This is a genomic window from Streptomyces sp. SAI-170, from assembly GCF_049739565.1.
Taxonomy (GTDB): Bacteria; Actinomycetota; Actinomycetes; order Streptomycetales; family Streptomycetaceae; genus Streptomyces.
Window position 1 is genome coordinate 5,296,663 of record NZ_JBMGQD010000001.1, and the last position, 17,195, is coordinate 5,313,857.

Genomic DNA, 17,195 nt, shown 5'->3' on the forward strand with positions numbered 1-17,195 from the left:
TTCATCGTGATCGACACCGGCAGCGACTCCGGGTCGTGGCTCGGTCGGTTCGGCCGGTCCTCCTCAGACTCCCGGGACCCCATGACACTCCCCATACCCCCGCCCCGACCCACACCAACACCCAGCCCCCCGCCCCGGAGGCCAAGCCACAGCCCGCCCCCGCGAAGCCAAGGTCGTCGCGTACTGCGGCAGCAGCGTCGCGTCGGAAGGCGAGGCTCCCTCGGAAGCCGCGAAGGCCTCGTAGGAGGGGACCGTGCCGGTGACGATGCCGAGGTTGCCCGTGCCGGAGGCGGCGAGTTCGCGGAGGGCGGACTCGGTGGTGGTGAGGTGGTCCTCGTAGGAGGGGTACTCCGTCGCGAGGGCCGGGTACGCCTCCAGGAGTTCGGTGAACTCCTGTGCCGGCCAGTGGAGGATCGCGACCGGGAAGGGGCGGGACAACGCCTCCCGGTAGGTGCCCAGTTCGGCGCGCAGGCGGGTGATCTCCGCCTCCAGTTCGGCCGGGTTGTTCGAGCCGAGGGACCAGACGCGCTTCGGGTCGTGCAGTTCGTCCAGCGACACCGGGGAGGAGTGGAGCATGTCCGCCAGGGTGTCCCAGTCGTCGTGGGGGACGCCCAGCATGCGGCGGACCCGGTGGCGGCCGAACAGGAGAGGGTGCGCGGACTGGGCGGGGGTCTCCTGGTCCGAGGGGATCAGCAGGCGGGCGGCCTCCGTGAAGGTCGCCTCCGCCGCCTCCAGCTCGTCGTGCGACTCCAGGGCCTCGGCGACGATCACCCAGGGGGCCGGGTCCCGCGGGGCCGACGTGCGGATGCCTTCGATGATCGCCCTGGCCTCGGCCTCGTGGCCGTACTCCCACAGGTTCGACGCCTTCAGGGCGCGGATCAGGGCCGGGTCGTCCAGGCTCTCTCCCGACGCCAGCAGGCGGTCGTAGAGCGCGGTCGCCTCGGGGCGGGCGCCGGACAGTTCCAGGTGGGCCGCGGCGCGCAGCAGGAGGGCTTCGGCGTCCTCGGGATACAGGCCGGCGGTTCGCTCCAGGCGTGCCGCTTCGGCGGAGTGGTCGACGTTCTCGGCGGGCGTGTCGGGGCGCATGGTCCACACCGTACTGCCGGGCGCCGACAAAGGAGAGAGATCCTCGGGTCCCGAGCCTTCCCGACCCCTCCCGAGCCTTCCCGACCCCTCCCGACCCCTTCCGACCCTGGTGACCTCTGCCTCTTCCCTTTATCGTGCCCGCGGTCCCTGTCCCGGGAGGCTCCCATGCGCGTGCCCGTCGTCCAGCACCGCACCCTCCGCCGCCGCGCACGGCGCCGCCGTGCCTTACGGGCCGGCGGTGAGCTGCTCGTCACCCTCGGTGTCGTCCTGCTGCTACTTGTCGTCCATCAGACGTGGTGGACCAACCGGCAGGCCAGGGCCGGAGCCGAGCGCACCGTTCACGCCCTCGAGCGCCAATGGGCCGCCCAACCCTCCACCCGGGTTCCCCCTGCTTCTCCGACTCCTGCGCCCACCCGTTCCCGTCCCGGAACCCCTGCCCCCGTCGCTTCCGCCGCCACAACGGCCCCCGCCCCCCACCTCCCCGCCTACGCCATCCTCACCATCCCCCGCCTCCACCTCCGCGTCCCCGTCGCCGAAGGCGTCCGCCGGGCCGATGTCCTCGACCGCGGGTACGCCGGTCACTACCCCGGCACCCAACAACCCGGCCAGGCCGGGAACTTCGCGCTCGCCGGGCATCGCAACACCCACGGGGAGCCGTTCCGTCACCTCGACCGGGTGGGCGAGGGGGACCGGGTCGTCGTCGAGACGGCCCTCGCCTCGTACACGTACGTCGTCGACCGCGTCCTGGCGCGCACCTCGCCCCGCGACTCCGGTGTCCTGCGGCCCGTGCCCGCCAGCCTCGTCCATCCCGGGCAGGGGTACCGGGAGCCCGGGTACTACCTGACCCTCACCACCTGCACGCCCGCGTACTCGTCGGCGTACCGCCTCGTGGTGTGGGGAAAGCTGGCCTCGGTCAGGCCTCGTTGACCCGGGGCAGTAGCCTGGGGGCCGAGAGAAGGGAGCAGCCTGTGATCCGTCGCCATGCCGGCGTGCTGCTGCTCCTGGTGCTCGGCCTCGCCGCCGCCCTCCTGGACTCCGGCGGCCTCTACGCCACCGTCGCGCTCGCCGCGACCGCCGCGGCCGGGGCCGCGCTCACCGTCTGCGCGGTGATCACGGCGCGCTGCACGCCGTCCGTGCCGCCCACGCGCGTGCGTACGGCGATCCGCGACCGGGACCGGCGTACGGCCTTCCTGCCGCAACGCGACCCCGACGCACGGGGCCGCCGCCGTCCGCGAGCACCCGGGTACGCCCTCCCGGCGACCCCCGCGTAGAGCAGCTCTCCCAAGACGTCTGCCCGCGCGGGTCGTCATGCCGTCATGTCCGCATCCGGCACGACCTGCCCCGGAGGGCTCACCCATGTCTGCCTTCATGTCCGTCTTCGCCAGTCTTGTCGAGCAGCTCGCCGATCTGCTCGGCCCCGTGTTCCACGGGTCCGCGGCCGCCGCCGCCATCGTCCTGTTCACCGCTGTCGTACGACTCCTCGTCCACCCCCTCTCGCGGGCCGCGGCGCGTGGCGCGCGGGCGCGGGCCGCGTTGCAGCCGCGGATCGCCGAGCTGCGGAAGAAGCACGTGAAGAACCCCGAGAAGCTGCAGCGGGCCGTGCTGGAGCTGCATGCCGAGGAAAAGGTGTCGCCGCTGTCGGGCTGTCTGCCGAGCCTGTTGCAGGCGCCCGCGTTCTTCCTGCTGTACCACCTGTTCTCCAGCTCCGACATCGGCGGCGAGCCCAACGCGCTGCTCGGGCACCAGCTGCTGGCCGCGCCCCTCGGGGACCGGTGGGCCGACGCGCTGACCGCCGGTGGGGTCTTCGGGGGTGCCGGGCTGGTGTACGTCGTCCTGTTCGCCGTCGTCACGGCCGTCGCCGTCTTCAACTTCCGGCGGGCGCGGACGACGCCGGCCGGCAGTGCGTCGACGCTGGACACCACGGGCGCCGGGGGTGTCGCCAAGGTCATGCCGTTCCTGTCCTTCTTCACCCTGGTCACCGTCGCCGTCGTACCGCTCGCGGCCGCGCTGTACGTCGTGACCAGCACGGCCTGGAGCGCGGTGGAGCGCGCCCTGCTGTACCCGGCGTAGCGCTACGGTCCAGTACGTGAACCGGGTCTTGCGGAGTGGACGGTGAGCTTGGAGGATCGGCCAAGTCCTGAGATGGCTGCACACATCGGCGGGGCGAACGCGATCGAGGGAGATTGTGATCATGAAGCTGCTGCGTGTCGGGACGGCCGGAGCGGAGCGACCCGCTCTGCTGGACGCCGAGGGAACCCTGCGGGACCTGTCGGGGATCGTCCCGGACATCGACGGACCGCTGCTCGCCGACGACGCCGCGCTGGGCCGCGTCCGGGCCGCCGCCGACTCCGGTGAGCTGCCCGTCCTGGACGCGACCGGCCTGCGCATCGGACCGCCGGTGGGGCGCATCGGCAAGATCGTGTGCATCGGGCTGAACTACCACGACCACGCCCGCGAGACCGGAGCCGAGCCGCCCGCCGAGCCGGTCGTCTTCTTCAAGGCGGCCGACACGGTGGTGGGGCCGCACGACACCGTCCTCGTACCGCGGAAGTCGGCGAAGACCGACTGGGAGGTCGAACTCGCGGTCGTCATCGGGCGTACGGCCCGCTACCTCGACTCCGCCGAGGAGGGGCTCGCGCATGTCGCCGGGTACGCCGTCGCGCACGACGTGTCCGAGCGGGAGTTCCAGATCGAGCGGGGCGGGACCTGGGACAAGGGGAAGAACTGCGAGACGTTCAACCCCTTGGGGCCCTGGCTGGTGACCGCCGACGAGGTTCCCGATCCGCAGCGGCTGGGTCTGCGGCTGTGGGTGAACGGGGAGCTCAAGCAGGACGGCACGACCGCCGAGCAGATCTTCCCCGTCGGCGAAGTCGTGCGGTACGTCAGTCAGTTCATGACGCTGTACCCCGGGGACGTCATCAACACCGGGACGCCCGCGGGGGTGGCCATGGGGCAGCCCGAGCCCAAGCCGTATCTGCGGGCCGGGGATGTCGTGGAGCTGGAGGTCGACGGGCTCGGGCGGCAGCGGCAGGAGCTGAAGGACGCCTGACGGGGAGGGGCCGCGGGGTTTCTCACCCGAGCAGCGTCGCCAGGCGGCGCCACGTCTCCCTCGGCAGGGTCTCCCGCGGGTTGCCGTCCACCACCTGGAGGGCCACGTGGTCCGCGCCCGCGTCCAGGAACGCGTTGATCCGGTCGCGGATCGCGTCCTCCGTGCCCCAGGCGAACACCGAGTCGACCAGGCGGTCGCTGCCTCCGCCGCGCAGGTCGTCCTCGGTGAAGCCGTGGCGCAGGAAGTTGGACGTGTAGTTGGGCAGGGTGAGGTACGGGGCGAGGAAGGCGCGGGCGAGCGTGCGGGCCCGGGCCGGGTCCGACTCGGGGACGACCTTCAGCTCCGGGGCGAGCAGGGGGCCCTCGCCCAGGGTCTCGCGGGCGGCGGCCGTGTAGTCGGGGGTGACGAGGTACGGCACCGTGCCCGCGGCACGCTCGCGGACCAGGCGCAGGGCGCGCGGGCCGATCGCGGCGACGACCCTGCGGTCCGCGGGGACGCCCGCCGCGTCCAGGGCGTCGAGGTAGGCGGCCAGGGCGGACACCGGGCCCCGGAACGGCTTCGGGGCCCCGCCGTGCCCCACGCCCAGGCCCAGCACGAACCGGCCCGGGTGGGCGGCGTCGACCTGCGCGAAGGCGGCGGCCGAGACGGGTGCCTCGTACTGCCAGATGTTCTGGATGCTGGTGCCCACCGCGATCCGCCCGGTGGCCGCCAGCAGGGGTGCGGCGTGGCGGGCGGTGCTGTTGCTGCCCAGCCACAGGGCGCCGTAGCCGAGCTGCTCCAACTCGGCGGCGGTCTCGGCCTGTTCGGAGCGGCGGGCCGGGTCCTCCGCGCGCAGGCCGATGCTCCAGATGCCGTACCGGCCAACGCTTTGTTTCGTCGGGTTCATCGGGCGACCTCTCCGGTGGGCGGCGGTGAGTGCTGCTGTCTCGGCTCTCTGCGGAACCCTGCGGTTCCCGCGGACATCCCAACGCCGCCGGCCCTCCGGAGTCATCCTCGGCCGTCAGACTTTCAGGAACTCCTCCAGCGCCTCGACCACGAACCGGTGGTCCTGGAGCTGCGGCAGACCCGAGACCGTCACCGCGCCGATCACGCCGACGCCCTCGACGTTGATCGGGAAGGAGCCGCCGTGGGCCGCGTACTCGTCCGGGTCCAGGCGGGAGGAGTCCTCGAAGGTGGTGCCCTTGGCGCGGAAGCGGGCGCCGACGAGGTAGGAGGAGGAGTGGTAGCGCTCCACGACCCGGCGCTTGCGGGCGATCCAGGTGTCGTTGTCGGGCGTGGCGCCCGGCAGCGCGGCGTGGAACAGCTGCTGGCCCGCGCGGTGGATGTCGATCGCGACCGGCGCCTGCCGCTCGCGGGCCAGCTCCACCAGGAGCGAGCCGAGCCGCCAGGCGTCGTCGGCGGTGAACTCCCGGAAGACCAGGCGGCGTTCCTGCGCCTCCAGCTCCTCGATGCCGGGGGTGAGCTCGGGGGTGATCTTCGGGGTCATGGCCGGCTTGTGCGTGCTGTGCGTGTTCATCAGAGGGAGACCACCACTCCGTCTCGGGCCGAACGGCGGGCCGCTTCCAGTACGTCGAGGGCGGCGGCCGCCTCCAGAGCGGTCACCGGGTTCGGGGCGCCGTCGCGCAGGGCGGCGGCGACGGCAGCGTAGTACGCCGGGTAGTCGCCGGGCAGGGTCGGCACGGGGCGGCCGCCGCCGGTCAGCGGGGACTCCCCGGAGCCGAGGCCGCCCCACATCGCCTCGGGCTCCGTGCCCCACTCGGTGCCGTCGCCGGGGCGGGCGCCCTCGCGCAGGGCCGCCTCCTGCGGGTCCAGGCCGTACTTGACGTAACCGGCCTGCGAGCCGAGGACCCGGAAGCGGGGGCCGAGCTGGGCGGTGGTCGCCGAGACGTACAGGTGGGAGCGGACGCCGCCGGCGTGCGTGATCGCGATGAAGGTGTCGTCGTCGGCCTGCGCGCCCGCGCGCCGGACGTCCGACTCGGCGTACACGTGGGTGGCCGGGCCGAAGAGGACCAGCGCCTGGTCGACGACATGGCTGCCGAGGTCGTACAGCAGTCCGCCGATCTCCGCCGGGTCGCCGGACTCCCGCCAGCCGCCCTTGAGCTGCGGGCGCCAGCGCTCGAAGCGGGACTCGAAGCGCCATACGTCGCCCAGCTCGCCGTCCTCCATCAGGGCCCGCAGGGTGAGGAAGTCGTTGTCCCAGCGGCGGTTCTGGAACACGGACAGCAGCAGGCCGCGCTCCTCGGCGAGCGCCGCCAGCTCGCGCGCCTCCGCCGCGGTGCCGGCGATCGGCTTGTCCACCACGACGGGGAGGCCCGTCTTGAGAGCGGCCGTGGCCAGCGGGACGTGCGTCTTGTTGGGCGAGGCGATCACGACGAGGTCCAGCTCGTCGGCGCGGGCGAGGAGGTCGTCCGCACTCGCGGCGACGCGTACGTCCGGGAACTCGGCACGCGCCTGCTCCTGCCGCTCGGGGTTCGAGGTGACGACCGTGTCGAGAGCGAGGCCCTCGGTGGCCGCGATCAACGGGGCGTGGAACACGGACCCGGCCAGGCCGTATCCGACGAGGCCCACGCGCAGGGGGGCGGAGGAGCTGCCGAGGGGAGGAGTGCGACCAGTCATGCAGCCCACTTTCGCAACGCTGTTGCCAAAGTGCAAGCGCGGGGGAGAATGGGGGGTGTTATGAGGGGGGAGACGGGTGTGGATGGAGGGGGTGGCGTCGTCGCGGGCGGGGTGAGTGGCTTTGAGGGGGCTGGTGTGCAGCAAACTCCAGGAACGGTCGGTCGGGTCGGCGGAGCACGCCGTGCTGCCGGGGTGAACCTGCCCGCCCTGCGCAGTCACAACGCCGCGCTCGTGCTCGGGCTCCTGCGGGCGGCCGGGAGGGACGGGATCAGTCGGCTGGAGCTGGCCGAGCGGACGGGACTGACCCCGCAGGCCGTCAGCAAGATCACCGCGCGGTTGCGGGAGGACGGGCTGGCGGAGGAGGCCGGGCGCAGGGCCTCCACGGGAGGCAAGCCTCGTACGGTCCTGCGGCTGGTGCCCGGGGCCGGGCACGCGATCGGCATCCACCTCGACCGTGACGAGCTGCGCGCGGTGCTGGTCGACCTCGCGGGGGCGGTGGTGGGGGAGCGGCGTACGGCTCTGGACCTGGGCGCGGGTGCCGAGGCCGTCCTGGAGGCGGTGGGCCGGGAGGCGGCCGCGCTGGCCGAGGTGGAGTCCCTCGCCGACAGGCCCACCCTCCTCGGGCTCGGGGTCGCCCTGCCCGGCCCCCTCGACCACACCCGCGGCGTGCTGCACCGCGTCACCGGGTTCCCGGAGTGGGACGGGTTTCCGTTGCGGGACGCGCTCGCGGCTCGGCTCGGGGTGCCGGTGGTCGTGGACAAGGACACCAACGCGGCCGCCCTCGGGCTCGCCGCGTCCGGTGAGGGCGGGTCCTTTGCCTATCTCCACCTCGGTACGGGACTGGGGGCCGGCCTGGTCATCGGCGGGGCCGTGCACCGGGGTGTCCGCACCGGGGCGGGGGAGTTCGGCCACCAGGTCGTCGCCCTCGACGGCCCGCCCTGCCCCTGCGGCAACCGCGGCTGCGTCGAGGTGCTGTGCCTGGACGCCGTCGCCCGCGGCGAGGTCGCCGAGGCGGCCCGGGTGCTCGGGGTCGGGGCCGCCAACGTCGTCGGGCTGCTGGACATCGACCTCGTGCTGCTCGGCGGCCGTACCGTCGCCGCCGCGCCCGACGCCTTCGTACGAGGTGTCGGCGCGGTCCTCGACGCCCACGCCCGGCGCGGCGGCGGCCCCGGCTCCCCGGTCCGCGTCCGCCTCGCCCCCGGCGGCACCCGCGGCGTCGCGGAGGGCGCGGCCCAACTGCTCCTGGCCCCCCTCTTCGGCCGGGCCGACGGCTGAGAGGCCGAAACCGGCCCCTGTGCGGCAGCTGACCCGCCCTGGCGGCACTTGGGACGGACCCCGCCGAACTGCTCCTCGCCTCGGTGCCTGAGGCAGGCAAACGGGCCCCCATGCGGCAGCTGTCCCGCCCTGGCGGCACTTGGGACGGACCCAGCCCAACTGCTCCTCGCCCCGGCGCCTGAGGCACACAAACCGGCCCCTGCACGGCAAGCTGCCTCCGCCCCCGGCCGGCCATTCGCGGAGGGTGCCGCCCAACCCACCGCAACCCCTCCTCCTCCACCTACAGCAACCCCCTCCCCCGACCGAGCGCACTCGCCCACCCCCACGGTGCGGCACCCGTTCCGCCCCCACCCCGCCCGTCATGCTCATGTGTTCATGCGACGAATGTCCCCGCCCTCACCCCTCGCCCTCCGCCTCGCGGCAGCCGCAGCCACAGTCACAGCCGCCGCCGGGCTTCTCGGTGTGCCGGCCCCCGCACACGCCGTCGAGGCCGGCCCGGCGTGTGCTGCGCAGGAGGGGCGTGCCTTTCCCCTCACCACCCGTATCCATGGCGGCCCCGGCACCTATGAACCGGGCGGGGCACCAGGTGTGTGGTCGCTGGTGCTGACCAACACGACCGACCGCATCTGCACCGGCATTCACCCGGTGGTCGTGCTGACCGACGAGGAACGTGCCCTGCGCCCGGGCCAGCCGCGCCTCGACTTCTACGCCGGAGGCCGCCCGCACCCGGTGCGGTTCGAGGTCACCGACGAGGACGAGCTGGTCGGGGCGTTCGCCGACGACGCCGCGAAATTCCCGGGGTTCAGCGTGGGTCCGGGAAGGACGCTCACGGTGAAGGTGCGGCTCGCGCTCGCCGAGGGCACCGTGCCGAACGAGGTCACCGCCACCGCGGCCGTCGTACAGCGCCGGGACGACGACGGGGACTGGGTCGGCCACTCGAACGACTACCGCTTCACCATCGGCACCGACCCGGACGCCACGGATTCCACGGACGCCACCGACCCCACGGATTCCAGCGGCTCCACCGACCCCACCGATCCGACGGCCCCGTCCCCTCCCACTGCCCCCCGCTCCGACCGCCTCCCCTCCGTAGGAGAGCTCGCCCGCACCGGACCCGCCGCGCTGCCCGCCGCCCTCGCGACCGCGGCCCTGCTGCTGGCCACGGGAGCCGCGCTGCGACACCGCAGGAACGGCCGCTGACGGGAGCCCGGCCCTGCGGGCGGCGGTCACGCCCCGTCCGACCATGGTCAGCCAGTCCTCGCCGCCGTACGTGGAGCGGGACTTGACCGCGTTCACCAGTTGGCCGACCACACCGACGCGAGCGGCCACGGCGGCTCCACGTCCCCGAACGCCAGACCTTCCTGCACGGCCGCCCGCTCCAGCAGCCGCAGCCGGACGACTTCGACGCCCCGCGCGCCCAACTGCGCACCCGCACCGACGAGACCGGCATCCCGTCCGGCCTCCTCGTCCGCACCTACACCGCCGACGTCCCCTCCCGCACCGAGACCGTCCCCCTCCAGGTCCCGCCCGGCGCGACCACCGCCCGCGTCCGCTTCCGCTACACCGGCGGCAACAACTGGTACTGGGTGATCGACGGGGTACGAATCAGCGGCTCCTGACTAATCTTGGGGGCGTCGGTACGCCGTGGTTCCGGCGCCCCCGTTCCGCTCGTACGCATCGTTCCGCTCGTACGCAACGCCAGGAGACCGAAGCACATGGCAGACCGCAAGCCCATCGAGTCGTGGCTCACCGACATGGACGGCGTCCTGATCCACGAGGGCGTCCCGATCCCCGGCGCCGACTCCTTCCTGAAGAAGCTGCGGGAGTCCGGCAGGCCCTTCCTGGTGCTGACCAACAACTCCATCTACACCCCGCGCGACCTGCACGCCCGGCTCAAGCGGATGGGCCTGGACGTGCCGGTGGAGAACATCTGGACCTCCGCCCTCGCCACGGCCAAGTTCCTGGACGACCAGCGCCCCGGCGGCACCGCGTACGTCATCGGTGAGGCGGGCCTGACCACCGCGCTGCACGACATCGGGTACGTCCTCACCGACCACGAGCCCGACTACGTCGTCCTCGGCGAGACCCGCACCTACTCCTTCGAGGCCATGACCAAGGCGGTCCGCCTCATCAACGACGGGGCCCGCTTCATCTGCACCAACCCCGACGAGACCGGCCCCTCCACCGAGGGCCCGCTCCCGGCGACCGGTGCCGTGGCCGCGCTGATCACCAAGGCGACCGGGAAGCAGCCGTACTTCGCGGGCAAGCCGAACCCGCTGATGATGCGCACCGGCCTGAACGCCATCGGCGCCCACTCCGAGAACAGCGCCATGATCGGCGACCGTATGGACACCGACGTCCTGGCCGGCATGGAGGCGGGCATGCAGACCTTCCTGGTGCTGACCGGCCTGACCCGGCCCGACCAGGTCGAGAACTTCCCGTACCGCCCGTCGAAGATCGTCGACTCGATCGCGGACCTCGTCGAGCGGATCTAGGCGGAGCTCCGCGTCCTGACCGGCACCCGGCCTGGCTGAAACGTCTCTGCCGGGAAAAGTGACCCGTTCGGAGCAACCGGACCCCGCTCGAGGATGCGGGGTCCGGCCGCGCGGGGGAGGCTCCAGGGAACTGGAGGTTCACGATGGGTTCCCTACGAGTCACTCTCTGCACAGCGGTCCTCGCCCTCACCGCCCTCACCACCCCGGCGGCCCACGCGGCGGACCCAGGTGTCTCGATCCGGCCCCAGGCCCCGGCGCCCGGCGGCGAGGTCTCCCTCAAGGTCACCGGCTGTCCGGGCCGCACCGCCACCGTCGCCTCACCGGCCTTCGTCTCCGACGCCCGCCTCACGGGCAGCGAAGGCAGCCTGACCGGCGAGACCCGGGTGCGCACGAGCGCCGAACCCGGCTCCCACGCCCTCACGGTCAGCTGCGGCGACCTGCGCGGCAAGGGCTCGATCACCGTCGCCACCCACCCGTCCGCCCCCGCCTCCCCGATCGCGCCCGTCCGCGCGGGCGGCGGCGGTGCGGCGCACCTCGCCTCCCCCGTCGACGCCCGCACCACCGGACCCGGCACCGCCCAGGCGGTGACCGGACTGGTCCTCGCCGGCGCCGCCGCCTTGGCCGTCGTCCTGCTGCCCCGCGCCCTCGGTTTCGCGCGGTCCGGCAAGACCTCCGAGGCTCGGCGGAGCCGCGGACGGAAGTGACCGCCGTGTCCGGTCATGAACACCCCTCCGGGACGGGCCGGCTGCTGACCGGCCTGGCCTGGACGGTCCTGCTCCTCGGCCTGTGGCTGTGGGGCCACGGGATCACCGACGGCCACCACACGTCCGCCCCCACCACCGGCGACATGGCCGCCGTCGGCCGCCCTCCCCACGACAGACTGCCGCCCGCGGTGAAACCCCTCGGCGACGCCCTGCCGCAGCGCGTCGACATCCCCGGCCTCGGCATCCAGGCCCCCGTCGTCGCCCGCGGCCTGGACCGCGAGGGGGCCGTCGAGCCGCCGCCGTACGACCAGGCCGGTGTCGTCGGCTGGTACGCGGCCGGAGCCGCACCGGGTGCTCCCGGCGCGGCCCTCCTCGTCGGCCATGTCGACACCGAGACCCGCCCGGCCGTCTTCTACAAGGTCAGCGCCCTCCAGCCGGGCGAGACGGTCCGGGTGATCCGGGACGACGGCACGGTCGCCGAGTTCACCGTCGACGACGTCGACGTCATCGCCCGCGACCGCTTCGACGCGGCCCAGGCCTACGGCCCCCGCCAGGACGGCCGCGCCGAACTGCGCCTCATCACCTGCGGCGGCACCTTCGACCGGGCCAGCCGCAGCTACACCGCCAACGTGGTGGTGTCGGCGTACCTCACCGGCACCGGCGTCTGAGCGGACGTTCGGGGGGTAACAGGTCTCTGACATCGAGCCGGACGACCTCCAAGGCGTCCCCGCGCCTATGTCAGGATTGAGCCTTGAAACACTGCACTGTCGAGGGGGAGCTGGATGTACGGCAGCAGGGGGGCGGCCGGAGTACGGGCGACCGTGGCGGTGCTGGGGGCGGCACTGCTGGTCGCGGGGTGCTCCTCCGACGGCAAGGACGAGCCGGACAAGGCCGACATACGCATCACCCAACAGCCCAAGAACATCACGCCGTTCTGGGTCAACCCGGACGGCAACGCGGTCGACCAGGTCGCCGCGTACGAGAAGGACGGCAAGAAGGCCGAGGCCGGCCAGATCCGCAAGATCGCGCAGCAGCCGACCGGCGAGTGGATCAGCCCCGAGGACCCCGAGAAGGAGGCCCGCGGCTTCACCGAGGCCGCCGCGAAGGCCGACCGCACGGCCCTCCTCGTCCTCTACAACATCCCGCACCGCGACTGCGGCCAGTACTCCGGTGGCGGCGCCGCCGACGGCGACACCTACCGCGCGTGGATCGACGGCGTCGCCCAGGGCATCGAGGACCGCTCCGCGACGGTCGTCCTCGAACCGGACGCCGTCCTGCACCTGGTCGACGGGTGCACCCCGGACGAGTTCCACGAGGAGCGCTACGACCTCCTCGAGTACGCCATCGACAAGCTCACCGCCCTGCCGAACACCAAGGTCTACCTGGACGCGGGCAACGCCGGCTGGGGCCACCCGGACCAGATCCACGAGCCCCTGAAGTGGGCCGGCATCGACAAGGCCGACGGCTTCGCGGTGAACGTCTCGAACTTCTACACCACCGACGCCTCCATCGCCTACGGCAAGCAACTCTCCGCCAAGGTCGGCGACAAGCCCTTCGTCATCGACACCAGCCGCAACGGCAACGGCCCCTACACCGAGGGCGAGGAGTCGGAACGCTGGTGCAACCCCCCGGGCCGCGCCCTGGGCGAAGCCCCGACCACCAAGACGGCCGACCCTCTCGTCGACGCCTACCTGTGGGTGAAGCGCCCAGGAGAGTCGGACGGCGAATGCAAGGGCGGCCCGAAGGCGGGGGAGTGGTGGGCGGCTTACGCTCTTGGGTTGGCGCGAGGCTGATGCCCTAAGGGGCGCGGGGAACTGCGCGAGCAACCACGCAGTTCCCGCACCCGCCATCAAACGCTAGGGAACCCGAACCCACTGCGCCTGAGACGGCACCCCTTCCCCATCGGTCACAAACAGCATGTACCACCCAGCCTGCACCAGATTCCGATTCTCAGGCACGGTGACAGTCACCTTGTCCCCCTCCACGCCGAAGTCCAGCTCGATCGACCGCTGATCCACATCGGTCACATGCGTGGAGGCCGAAGGCCGAATCAACCGCACCTTCTTGATGGCAGAGGCCTGCGCCGAGGTGAACGTCCCCGACTCACCCCGCGCGATGCTCTCGGGCCCCCCGGACAGGGACGGCCGAGCCCCTCGGTAGAGATACGGCGGCGTGTAGATCTCGATCCGCTGCTCGAACTCCCCCGGCTTCGTGTTCGCCTTGTCCGCGTACAACGAGTCCGACCCGAAGAACATCACCCGCCCGTCGGGCAGCAGAATCGACCCGGAGTGGTAGTTGCGCCCCACCAGCGGATCGGCGACCTGCTCGAACGAGTTCGTGTCCGGGTGATAGAGCCGCGCCTGAAGGATGTTGGAGTCCCCGCGCCCGCGGTAGTCCTCCGAACCGCCCGACACCAGCACGGAGTCGTCCGGCAGGATCGACGTCTGCGGATACCGGGTCCCCTTCTCCAGCGTGGGCCCGTCCACGAACTTCGGCTGATCCGCCTTGAGATCGACGATCCGCGTCCTGTTGCTCGACTCCTTGGACTCGCCGACCCCGCCGCCACCGACGACCATGTACTTCTCGTCCTGCGCCGGAGGCAGCAGCACCGTGCCGGACGTCTCCATCCGGTCGGCGTCGCTCAGCCCGGGGATCTTGGTGAACTTGTTGGTGTCCACGTCCCAGACACCGGGCTCACGCCCCACGTCGTCGGGCCCGTAGCCCGCGTTGGACCCCGAGTAGAACAGCTTCCCGTTCTGCATCAGGAACAGCGCCGGGTACGTCGGGAACTGACGCATGGTGCCGGTGTAGGACCAGTCCTTGGTCTTCGGGTCGAACACCTCGTTCTTGCCCGGCACCAACTGCCCGATGTCGTCGAGCCCGGACACACTGAGGACCTTCCCGTCGCTCAGCGTGGTGAGCGTCGGGTACCAGCGGGCCTCGTTCATCGGGTCGACCTTGATGTACTTCTCGGCGACCGGATCGAACTCGTAGGCGTCCCGGATGCCCTGGAAGTCCTTCTTGTCCAACGCCAGCTTCTGCGCGATGCCGTACGTGTTCCTGGCATCCGCCCCGCTGAGCCCCTGCACCCGGTAGTTGTCCTGGGTGCCCGTCTCGTACTCGGCGCCGCTCTTCTGCGCCTCGACGTAGATCCGGCCGAGGCCCGGGTCGTTGCGCACGAACTCGCCCGTCACCGGGTCGAAGACCTTCTTCGCGCGCGGCACCAGCACCGGGTCCTTGGAGACGAACGTCTTGCCGTTGCGCTTGCCGGTGAACTTGGTGCCGGCGGGCAGCGTGATCGGCTTGTCCGGGTTCTCGTTGTGGACGATCATCAGGCCGCCGGCCTTGGTGACATCGCCCTTGAGCTTCTCGTACCGCTTGGTGCCGCCCGCGATCAGCAGATTGCCGTTGGCGAGCTGCGTGTGGCCGGTGCAGAACAGGTCGCTCGGGGTCGGCACCTTCTTGATCGTGCCCTTGACCGGGTCCCAGATCCGGGTGTCGAACTGCTTCGCGTCGAAGTTGTCCTGGTTGTTGCCGGAGCCCGCGACCAGCAGGATCTTGCCGGTGTGCAGCAGCGCCGCGTGAATGGTGTTCTGCCGGTACTCCTCCGGGAAATCGATGATCTCCCAGTGGCCGTTCTCGGCTTTGTACTCGGATTTGTTGATCTGGTACTGGTGGTACTTCTCGGTGCTGAAGCGGTAGAGCCACGGCCCGTTCGTCCCGGCCAGCGCGAGTACCACCGCCGTGCCTATCGCGAGTCGACGGGCGCGACGGCGGCCTGCACGGTCCTTCATTCCTTACGTCCCCCAAGGGCGATCTGCATGGTCTGGTCGGTGCCTCCGCCGGAGGCGGCCCACCGCTGCTGGTGCGGCACCCCGTGCGCGGGGGCCGAGGCGGGTACGGCGTCCTGTACGGGCAGGTCGGCGGCCGCGTTCACGGCGGGCTTCTTCCTCTCCCGGCGCAGTTCGTAGCGCCAGACGAAGATCGGCGCGGCGGTGATCAGCAGCGCGAAGGACGCCCAGATGATCATCGCGGGGTGGGAGTGGCCGAAGACGAAGCCGGCGGCGATCGAGCCACCGAAGATCAGGATGAAGTACCAGTGGTACCGGAACGTCCCGAACCAGCGGTCCGGGCTCGCCGAGTCGCCCTTGGGCGTGACCACGAACTTGCTCTTGCGGCGCAGAGCCGAGTCGATCAGCGCCTTGGCGTACAGCGGCGCGGACAGCGCGGACATCACCATGCCGGCCACACCGCCGGAGCCCTCCGGCTCGTGCGGGGAGACGTTGTGCCGCCGGTTCCAGATGTACAGGCCGATCTGCAGCGCCGAGGCGTTGCCGTACAGCATCAGCCACACGGTCGGGTCGATGTTCACACCCGAGGCGCCCAGGCCAAGGAACAGCGCACAGCTCAGGGCCGCCAGGATCCAGTTCAGGGCCGAGATCGGGTAGAAGATGATCATCATCGTGTAGTTGAAGAGCTTGCCGGGCGGCATCGTGCCCCAGCCCTTCCAGAACTGCTTGAGGATCGTCTCGTACGTCCCTCGCGACCAGCGCATCTGCTGGGTGAAGAAGTCCGTCCAGGCGCTCGGCCCCTCGCCGACCGCGAGCACGTCCGGCGTGTACACCGAGCGCCACTTGTTGCCCGTCGCCGGGTTCTTGTGGCGGTGGATCTCGAAGCCGGTCGCCATGTCCTCGGTGATCGAGTCGTACAGACCGCCGATCTGCTTCAGCGCCTTGATGCGTACGGCGTTGGAGGTGCCGACGAACATCGGGGCGCCGTACTTGTTGCCCGCGCGCTGGATGAGGGCGTGGAAGAGGAACTGCTGCGACTCGGCGGCCTTGGTGACGAACGAGTCGTAGTTGCCGTACACCTGCGGGCCGATGACGAAGCCGACGTCCGGGTCGCGGAAGAAGCCCAGCATCCGCTCCAGGTAGTTGGGCATGGGGACGTGGTCGGTGTCGACGGAGGCGAAGAAGTCGTAGTCGTCGCCGTGGGCTTCCAGCCAGGCGTTGTAGTTTCCGTGCTTGGTCTTGGCGCGGTGCGGGCCCTTGGCCTGGTTCCACTTGGCGACGCCCTTGCGGGAGAAGTGGTGCACGCCGAGGCGCGCGCAGACCTCCTTGACGGCCGGGTCGTCGCCCTCGTCGAGCAGCCATACGTGCATCAGGCCCCGGTGGCGCAGCTTGACGGCCGCTTCCAGGGTCTTGGTCACCATCTCCAGCGGCTCCTTGCCGGGCACGAAGGAGGTCAGGAAGGCGACCCGGGTGCCGGTCTCGGGGACGACGGGGATCGGGTCGCGGGCGACGAGCGTGGCGTGCGCGTTCGACAGAACGTTCATGCAGCGGAAGAACTCGATCAGACCGATCGAGACGAGCATGACGACGTCGAGGGCCGGCAGGAAGTCGTAGGCCGGATAGTCACGTTCCGTCCAGTGCTCCGGCTGCAGCAGCCAGAACAGCAGGACCAGCGAGAGCACAGGAGCCGCCGCCAGCATCAGGGCCACCCGGATGCGGTGCGGCTCCTGGGATATCAGCGAGCGGTACTGCACCCTGTACGGCTTGTTCGGGTCCGGCTGGGTGAGGGGCCCTGAGAGCCGGCTGTAGTGCTCGTAGTCGTAGCGCGGCAGTGTCGTCTTGATCCGGCGGAAGGCGCCGGTGTTGCCCGTTCGATGCCACGGCACCCGGAGCTGGGTGGTCTGTGACGGGTCGGAGTTCTGCCCGGCGCCCGTCGGCGTCGACGTCATGAGTCATCCCCCCACACGCGAGTCACTGCGTGTATGTCGGTCCTTTCGCCTGGTGACGGTCCCCCTCGACCTGCACAAGGCGTGTGTGTGGTGGGCCTGGATCCCACGTCGTGCACACCTTATAGACAGGGAACCCGGACCTTCCGGTTGCATGATGCACCCCTCGGCACCGGTACCGGTACCGGAACGGAAGAAGGCCCCCCGCTGCTGCGAGGGGCCTTCTTCTTCGT

The 17,195-nt window shown here is 71.4% G+C and carries 17 protein-coding genes; 10 read left to right on the forward strand and 7 right to left on the reverse strand.

All coding sequences use genetic code 11. The annotated features are described in order from the left end of the window. Window positions 1–63 precede the first annotated feature (63 nt). Entirely contained in the window at window positions 64–1,086 is a 1,023-nt protein-coding gene (locus RKD23_RS23715; protein WP_424855486.1) for an SEC-C domain-containing protein, read from the reverse strand. Between the two features lie 165 nt (window positions 1,087–1,251). On the opposite strand from RKD23_RS23715, the gene RKD23_RS23720 reads away from it, so the two are divergent. The 4 genes from RKD23_RS23720 (at window position 1,252) to RKD23_RS23735 (ending at window position 4,135) form a co-directional block, all read left to right on the forward strand. Continuing rightward, window positions 1,252–2,013 carry a class E sortase gene (locus tag RKD23_RS23720; protein ID WP_424855487.1) on the forward strand — a complete coding sequence of 254 codons (762 nt, stop codon included), beginning with the start codon at window positions 1,252–1,254 and terminating at the stop codon, window positions 2,011–2,013. Between the two features lie 41 nt (window positions 2,014–2,054). After that, a complete protein-coding gene (locus RKD23_RS23725; RefSeq protein WP_424855488.1) occupies window positions 2,055–2,357 on the forward strand; it encodes a DUF6412 domain-containing protein in 303 nt (100 codons plus the stop codon). A gap of 97 nt (window positions 2,358–2,454) precedes the next feature. After that, window positions 2,455–3,156, forward strand: a complete 702-nt coding sequence (locus tag RKD23_RS23730; RefSeq protein ID WP_424858320.1) for a YidC/Oxa1 family membrane protein insertase — start codon at window positions 2,455–2,457, stop codon at window positions 3,154–3,156. Between the two features lie 121 nt (window positions 3,157–3,277). Continuing rightward, window positions 3,278–4,135: a fumarylacetoacetate hydrolase family protein gene (locus tag RKD23_RS23735; protein ID WP_424855489.1), complete on the forward strand. Its 858-nt coding sequence runs from the start codon at window positions 3,278–3,280 to the stop codon at window positions 4,133–4,135. Between the two features lie 22 nt (window positions 4,136–4,157). On the opposite strand, the gene RKD23_RS23740 is transcribed toward RKD23_RS23735, so the two are convergent. The 3 genes from RKD23_RS23740 to RKD23_RS23750 form a co-directional block, all read right to left on the reverse strand. Beyond that, window positions 4,158–5,021, reverse strand: coding sequence for a TIGR03620 family F420-dependent LLM class oxidoreductase (locus tag RKD23_RS23740; RefSeq protein WP_424855490.1), 864 nt, complete (start codon window positions 5,019–5,021; stop codon window positions 4,158–4,160). 114 nt (window positions 5,022–5,135) lie between these two features. Continuing rightward, window positions 5,136–5,651, reverse strand: coding sequence for a heme-degrading domain-containing protein (locus RKD23_RS23745; RefSeq protein ID WP_424855491.1), 516 nt, complete (start codon window positions 5,649–5,651; stop codon window positions 5,136–5,138). After that, window positions 5,651–6,751 (reverse strand): Gfo/Idh/MocA family oxidoreductase, encoded by a 1,101-nt coding sequence (locus RKD23_RS23750; RefSeq protein WP_424855492.1) that lies wholly within the window; start codon window positions 6,749–6,751, stop codon window positions 5,651–5,653. Before RKD23_RS23750 ends, RKD23_RS23745 begins: the two co-directional genes overlap by 1 nt. 60 nt (window positions 6,752–6,811) lie before the next feature. Here RKD23_RS23750 and RKD23_RS23755 point away from each other — a divergent pair, with 60 nt between their 5' ends. Continuing rightward, window positions 6,812–8,026 carry an ROK family transcriptional regulator gene (locus RKD23_RS23755; protein ID WP_424855493.1) on the forward strand — a complete coding sequence of 405 codons (1,215 nt, stop codon included), beginning with the start codon at window positions 6,812–6,814 and terminating at the stop codon, window positions 8,024–8,026. A 600-nt stretch (window positions 8,027–8,626) separates the two neighbouring features. Continuing rightward, a complete protein-coding gene (locus RKD23_RS23760) occupies window positions 8,627–9,226 on the forward strand; it encodes a hypothetical protein (RefSeq protein ID WP_424855494.1) in 600 nt (199 codons plus the stop codon). A 92-nt stretch (window positions 9,227–9,318) separates the two neighbouring features. Here the strand turns inward: RKD23_RS23760 and RKD23_RS23765 are convergent, their stop codons facing one another. Then, window positions 9,319–9,447 carry a hypothetical protein gene (locus RKD23_RS23765; protein ID WP_424855495.1) on the reverse strand — a complete coding sequence of 43 codons (129 nt, stop codon included), beginning with the start codon at window positions 9,445–9,447 and terminating at the stop codon, window positions 9,319–9,321. 294 nt (window positions 9,448–9,741) lie between these two features. Here RKD23_RS23765 and RKD23_RS23770 point away from each other — a divergent pair, with 294 nt between their 5' ends. The 4 genes from RKD23_RS23770 to RKD23_RS23785 all read left to right on the forward strand — a co-directional run bounded on the left by RKD23_RS23770 (window position 9,742) and on the right by RKD23_RS23785 (window position 13,018). Beyond that, on the forward strand, window positions 9,742–10,521 hold the full coding sequence (locus tag RKD23_RS23770) for an HAD-IIA family hydrolase (RefSeq protein WP_404036195.1): 780 nt from the start codon (window positions 9,742–9,744) through the stop codon (window positions 10,519–10,521). Between the two features lie 143 nt (window positions 10,522–10,664). Beyond that, window positions 10,665–11,225: a hypothetical protein gene (locus RKD23_RS23775; protein WP_424855496.1), complete on the forward strand. Its 561-nt coding sequence runs from the start codon at window positions 10,665–10,667 to the stop codon at window positions 11,223–11,225. 5 nt (window positions 11,226–11,230) lie between these two features. Next, window positions 11,231–11,893, forward strand: a complete 663-nt coding sequence (locus RKD23_RS23780) for a class F sortase (RefSeq protein ID WP_404036189.1) — start codon at window positions 11,231–11,233, stop codon at window positions 11,891–11,893. Window positions 11,894–12,007: 114 nt separating this feature from the next. After that, window positions 12,008–13,018 (forward strand): glycoside hydrolase family 6 protein, encoded by a 1,011-nt coding sequence (locus tag RKD23_RS23785; RefSeq protein ID WP_424855497.1) that lies wholly within the window; start codon window positions 12,008–12,010, stop codon window positions 13,016–13,018. Between the two features lie 63 nt (window positions 13,019–13,081). Here RKD23_RS23785 and RKD23_RS23790 read toward each other — a convergent pair whose 3' ends face one another. Both RKD23_RS23790 and RKD23_RS23795 read right to left on the reverse strand, forming a co-directional pair. After that, on the reverse strand, window positions 13,082–15,019 hold the full coding sequence (locus RKD23_RS23790) for a galactose oxidase-like domain-containing protein (RefSeq protein ID WP_424855498.1): 1,938 nt from the start codon (window positions 15,017–15,019) through the stop codon (window positions 13,082–13,084). Continuing rightward, window positions 15,016–16,965 carry a glycosyltransferase family 2 protein gene (locus tag RKD23_RS23795; protein ID WP_424855499.1) on the reverse strand — a complete coding sequence of 650 codons (1,950 nt, stop codon included), beginning with the start codon at window positions 16,963–16,965 and terminating at the stop codon, window positions 15,016–15,018. Before RKD23_RS23795 ends, RKD23_RS23790 begins: the two co-directional genes overlap by 4 nt. Window positions 16,966–17,195 lie beyond the last annotated feature (230 nt).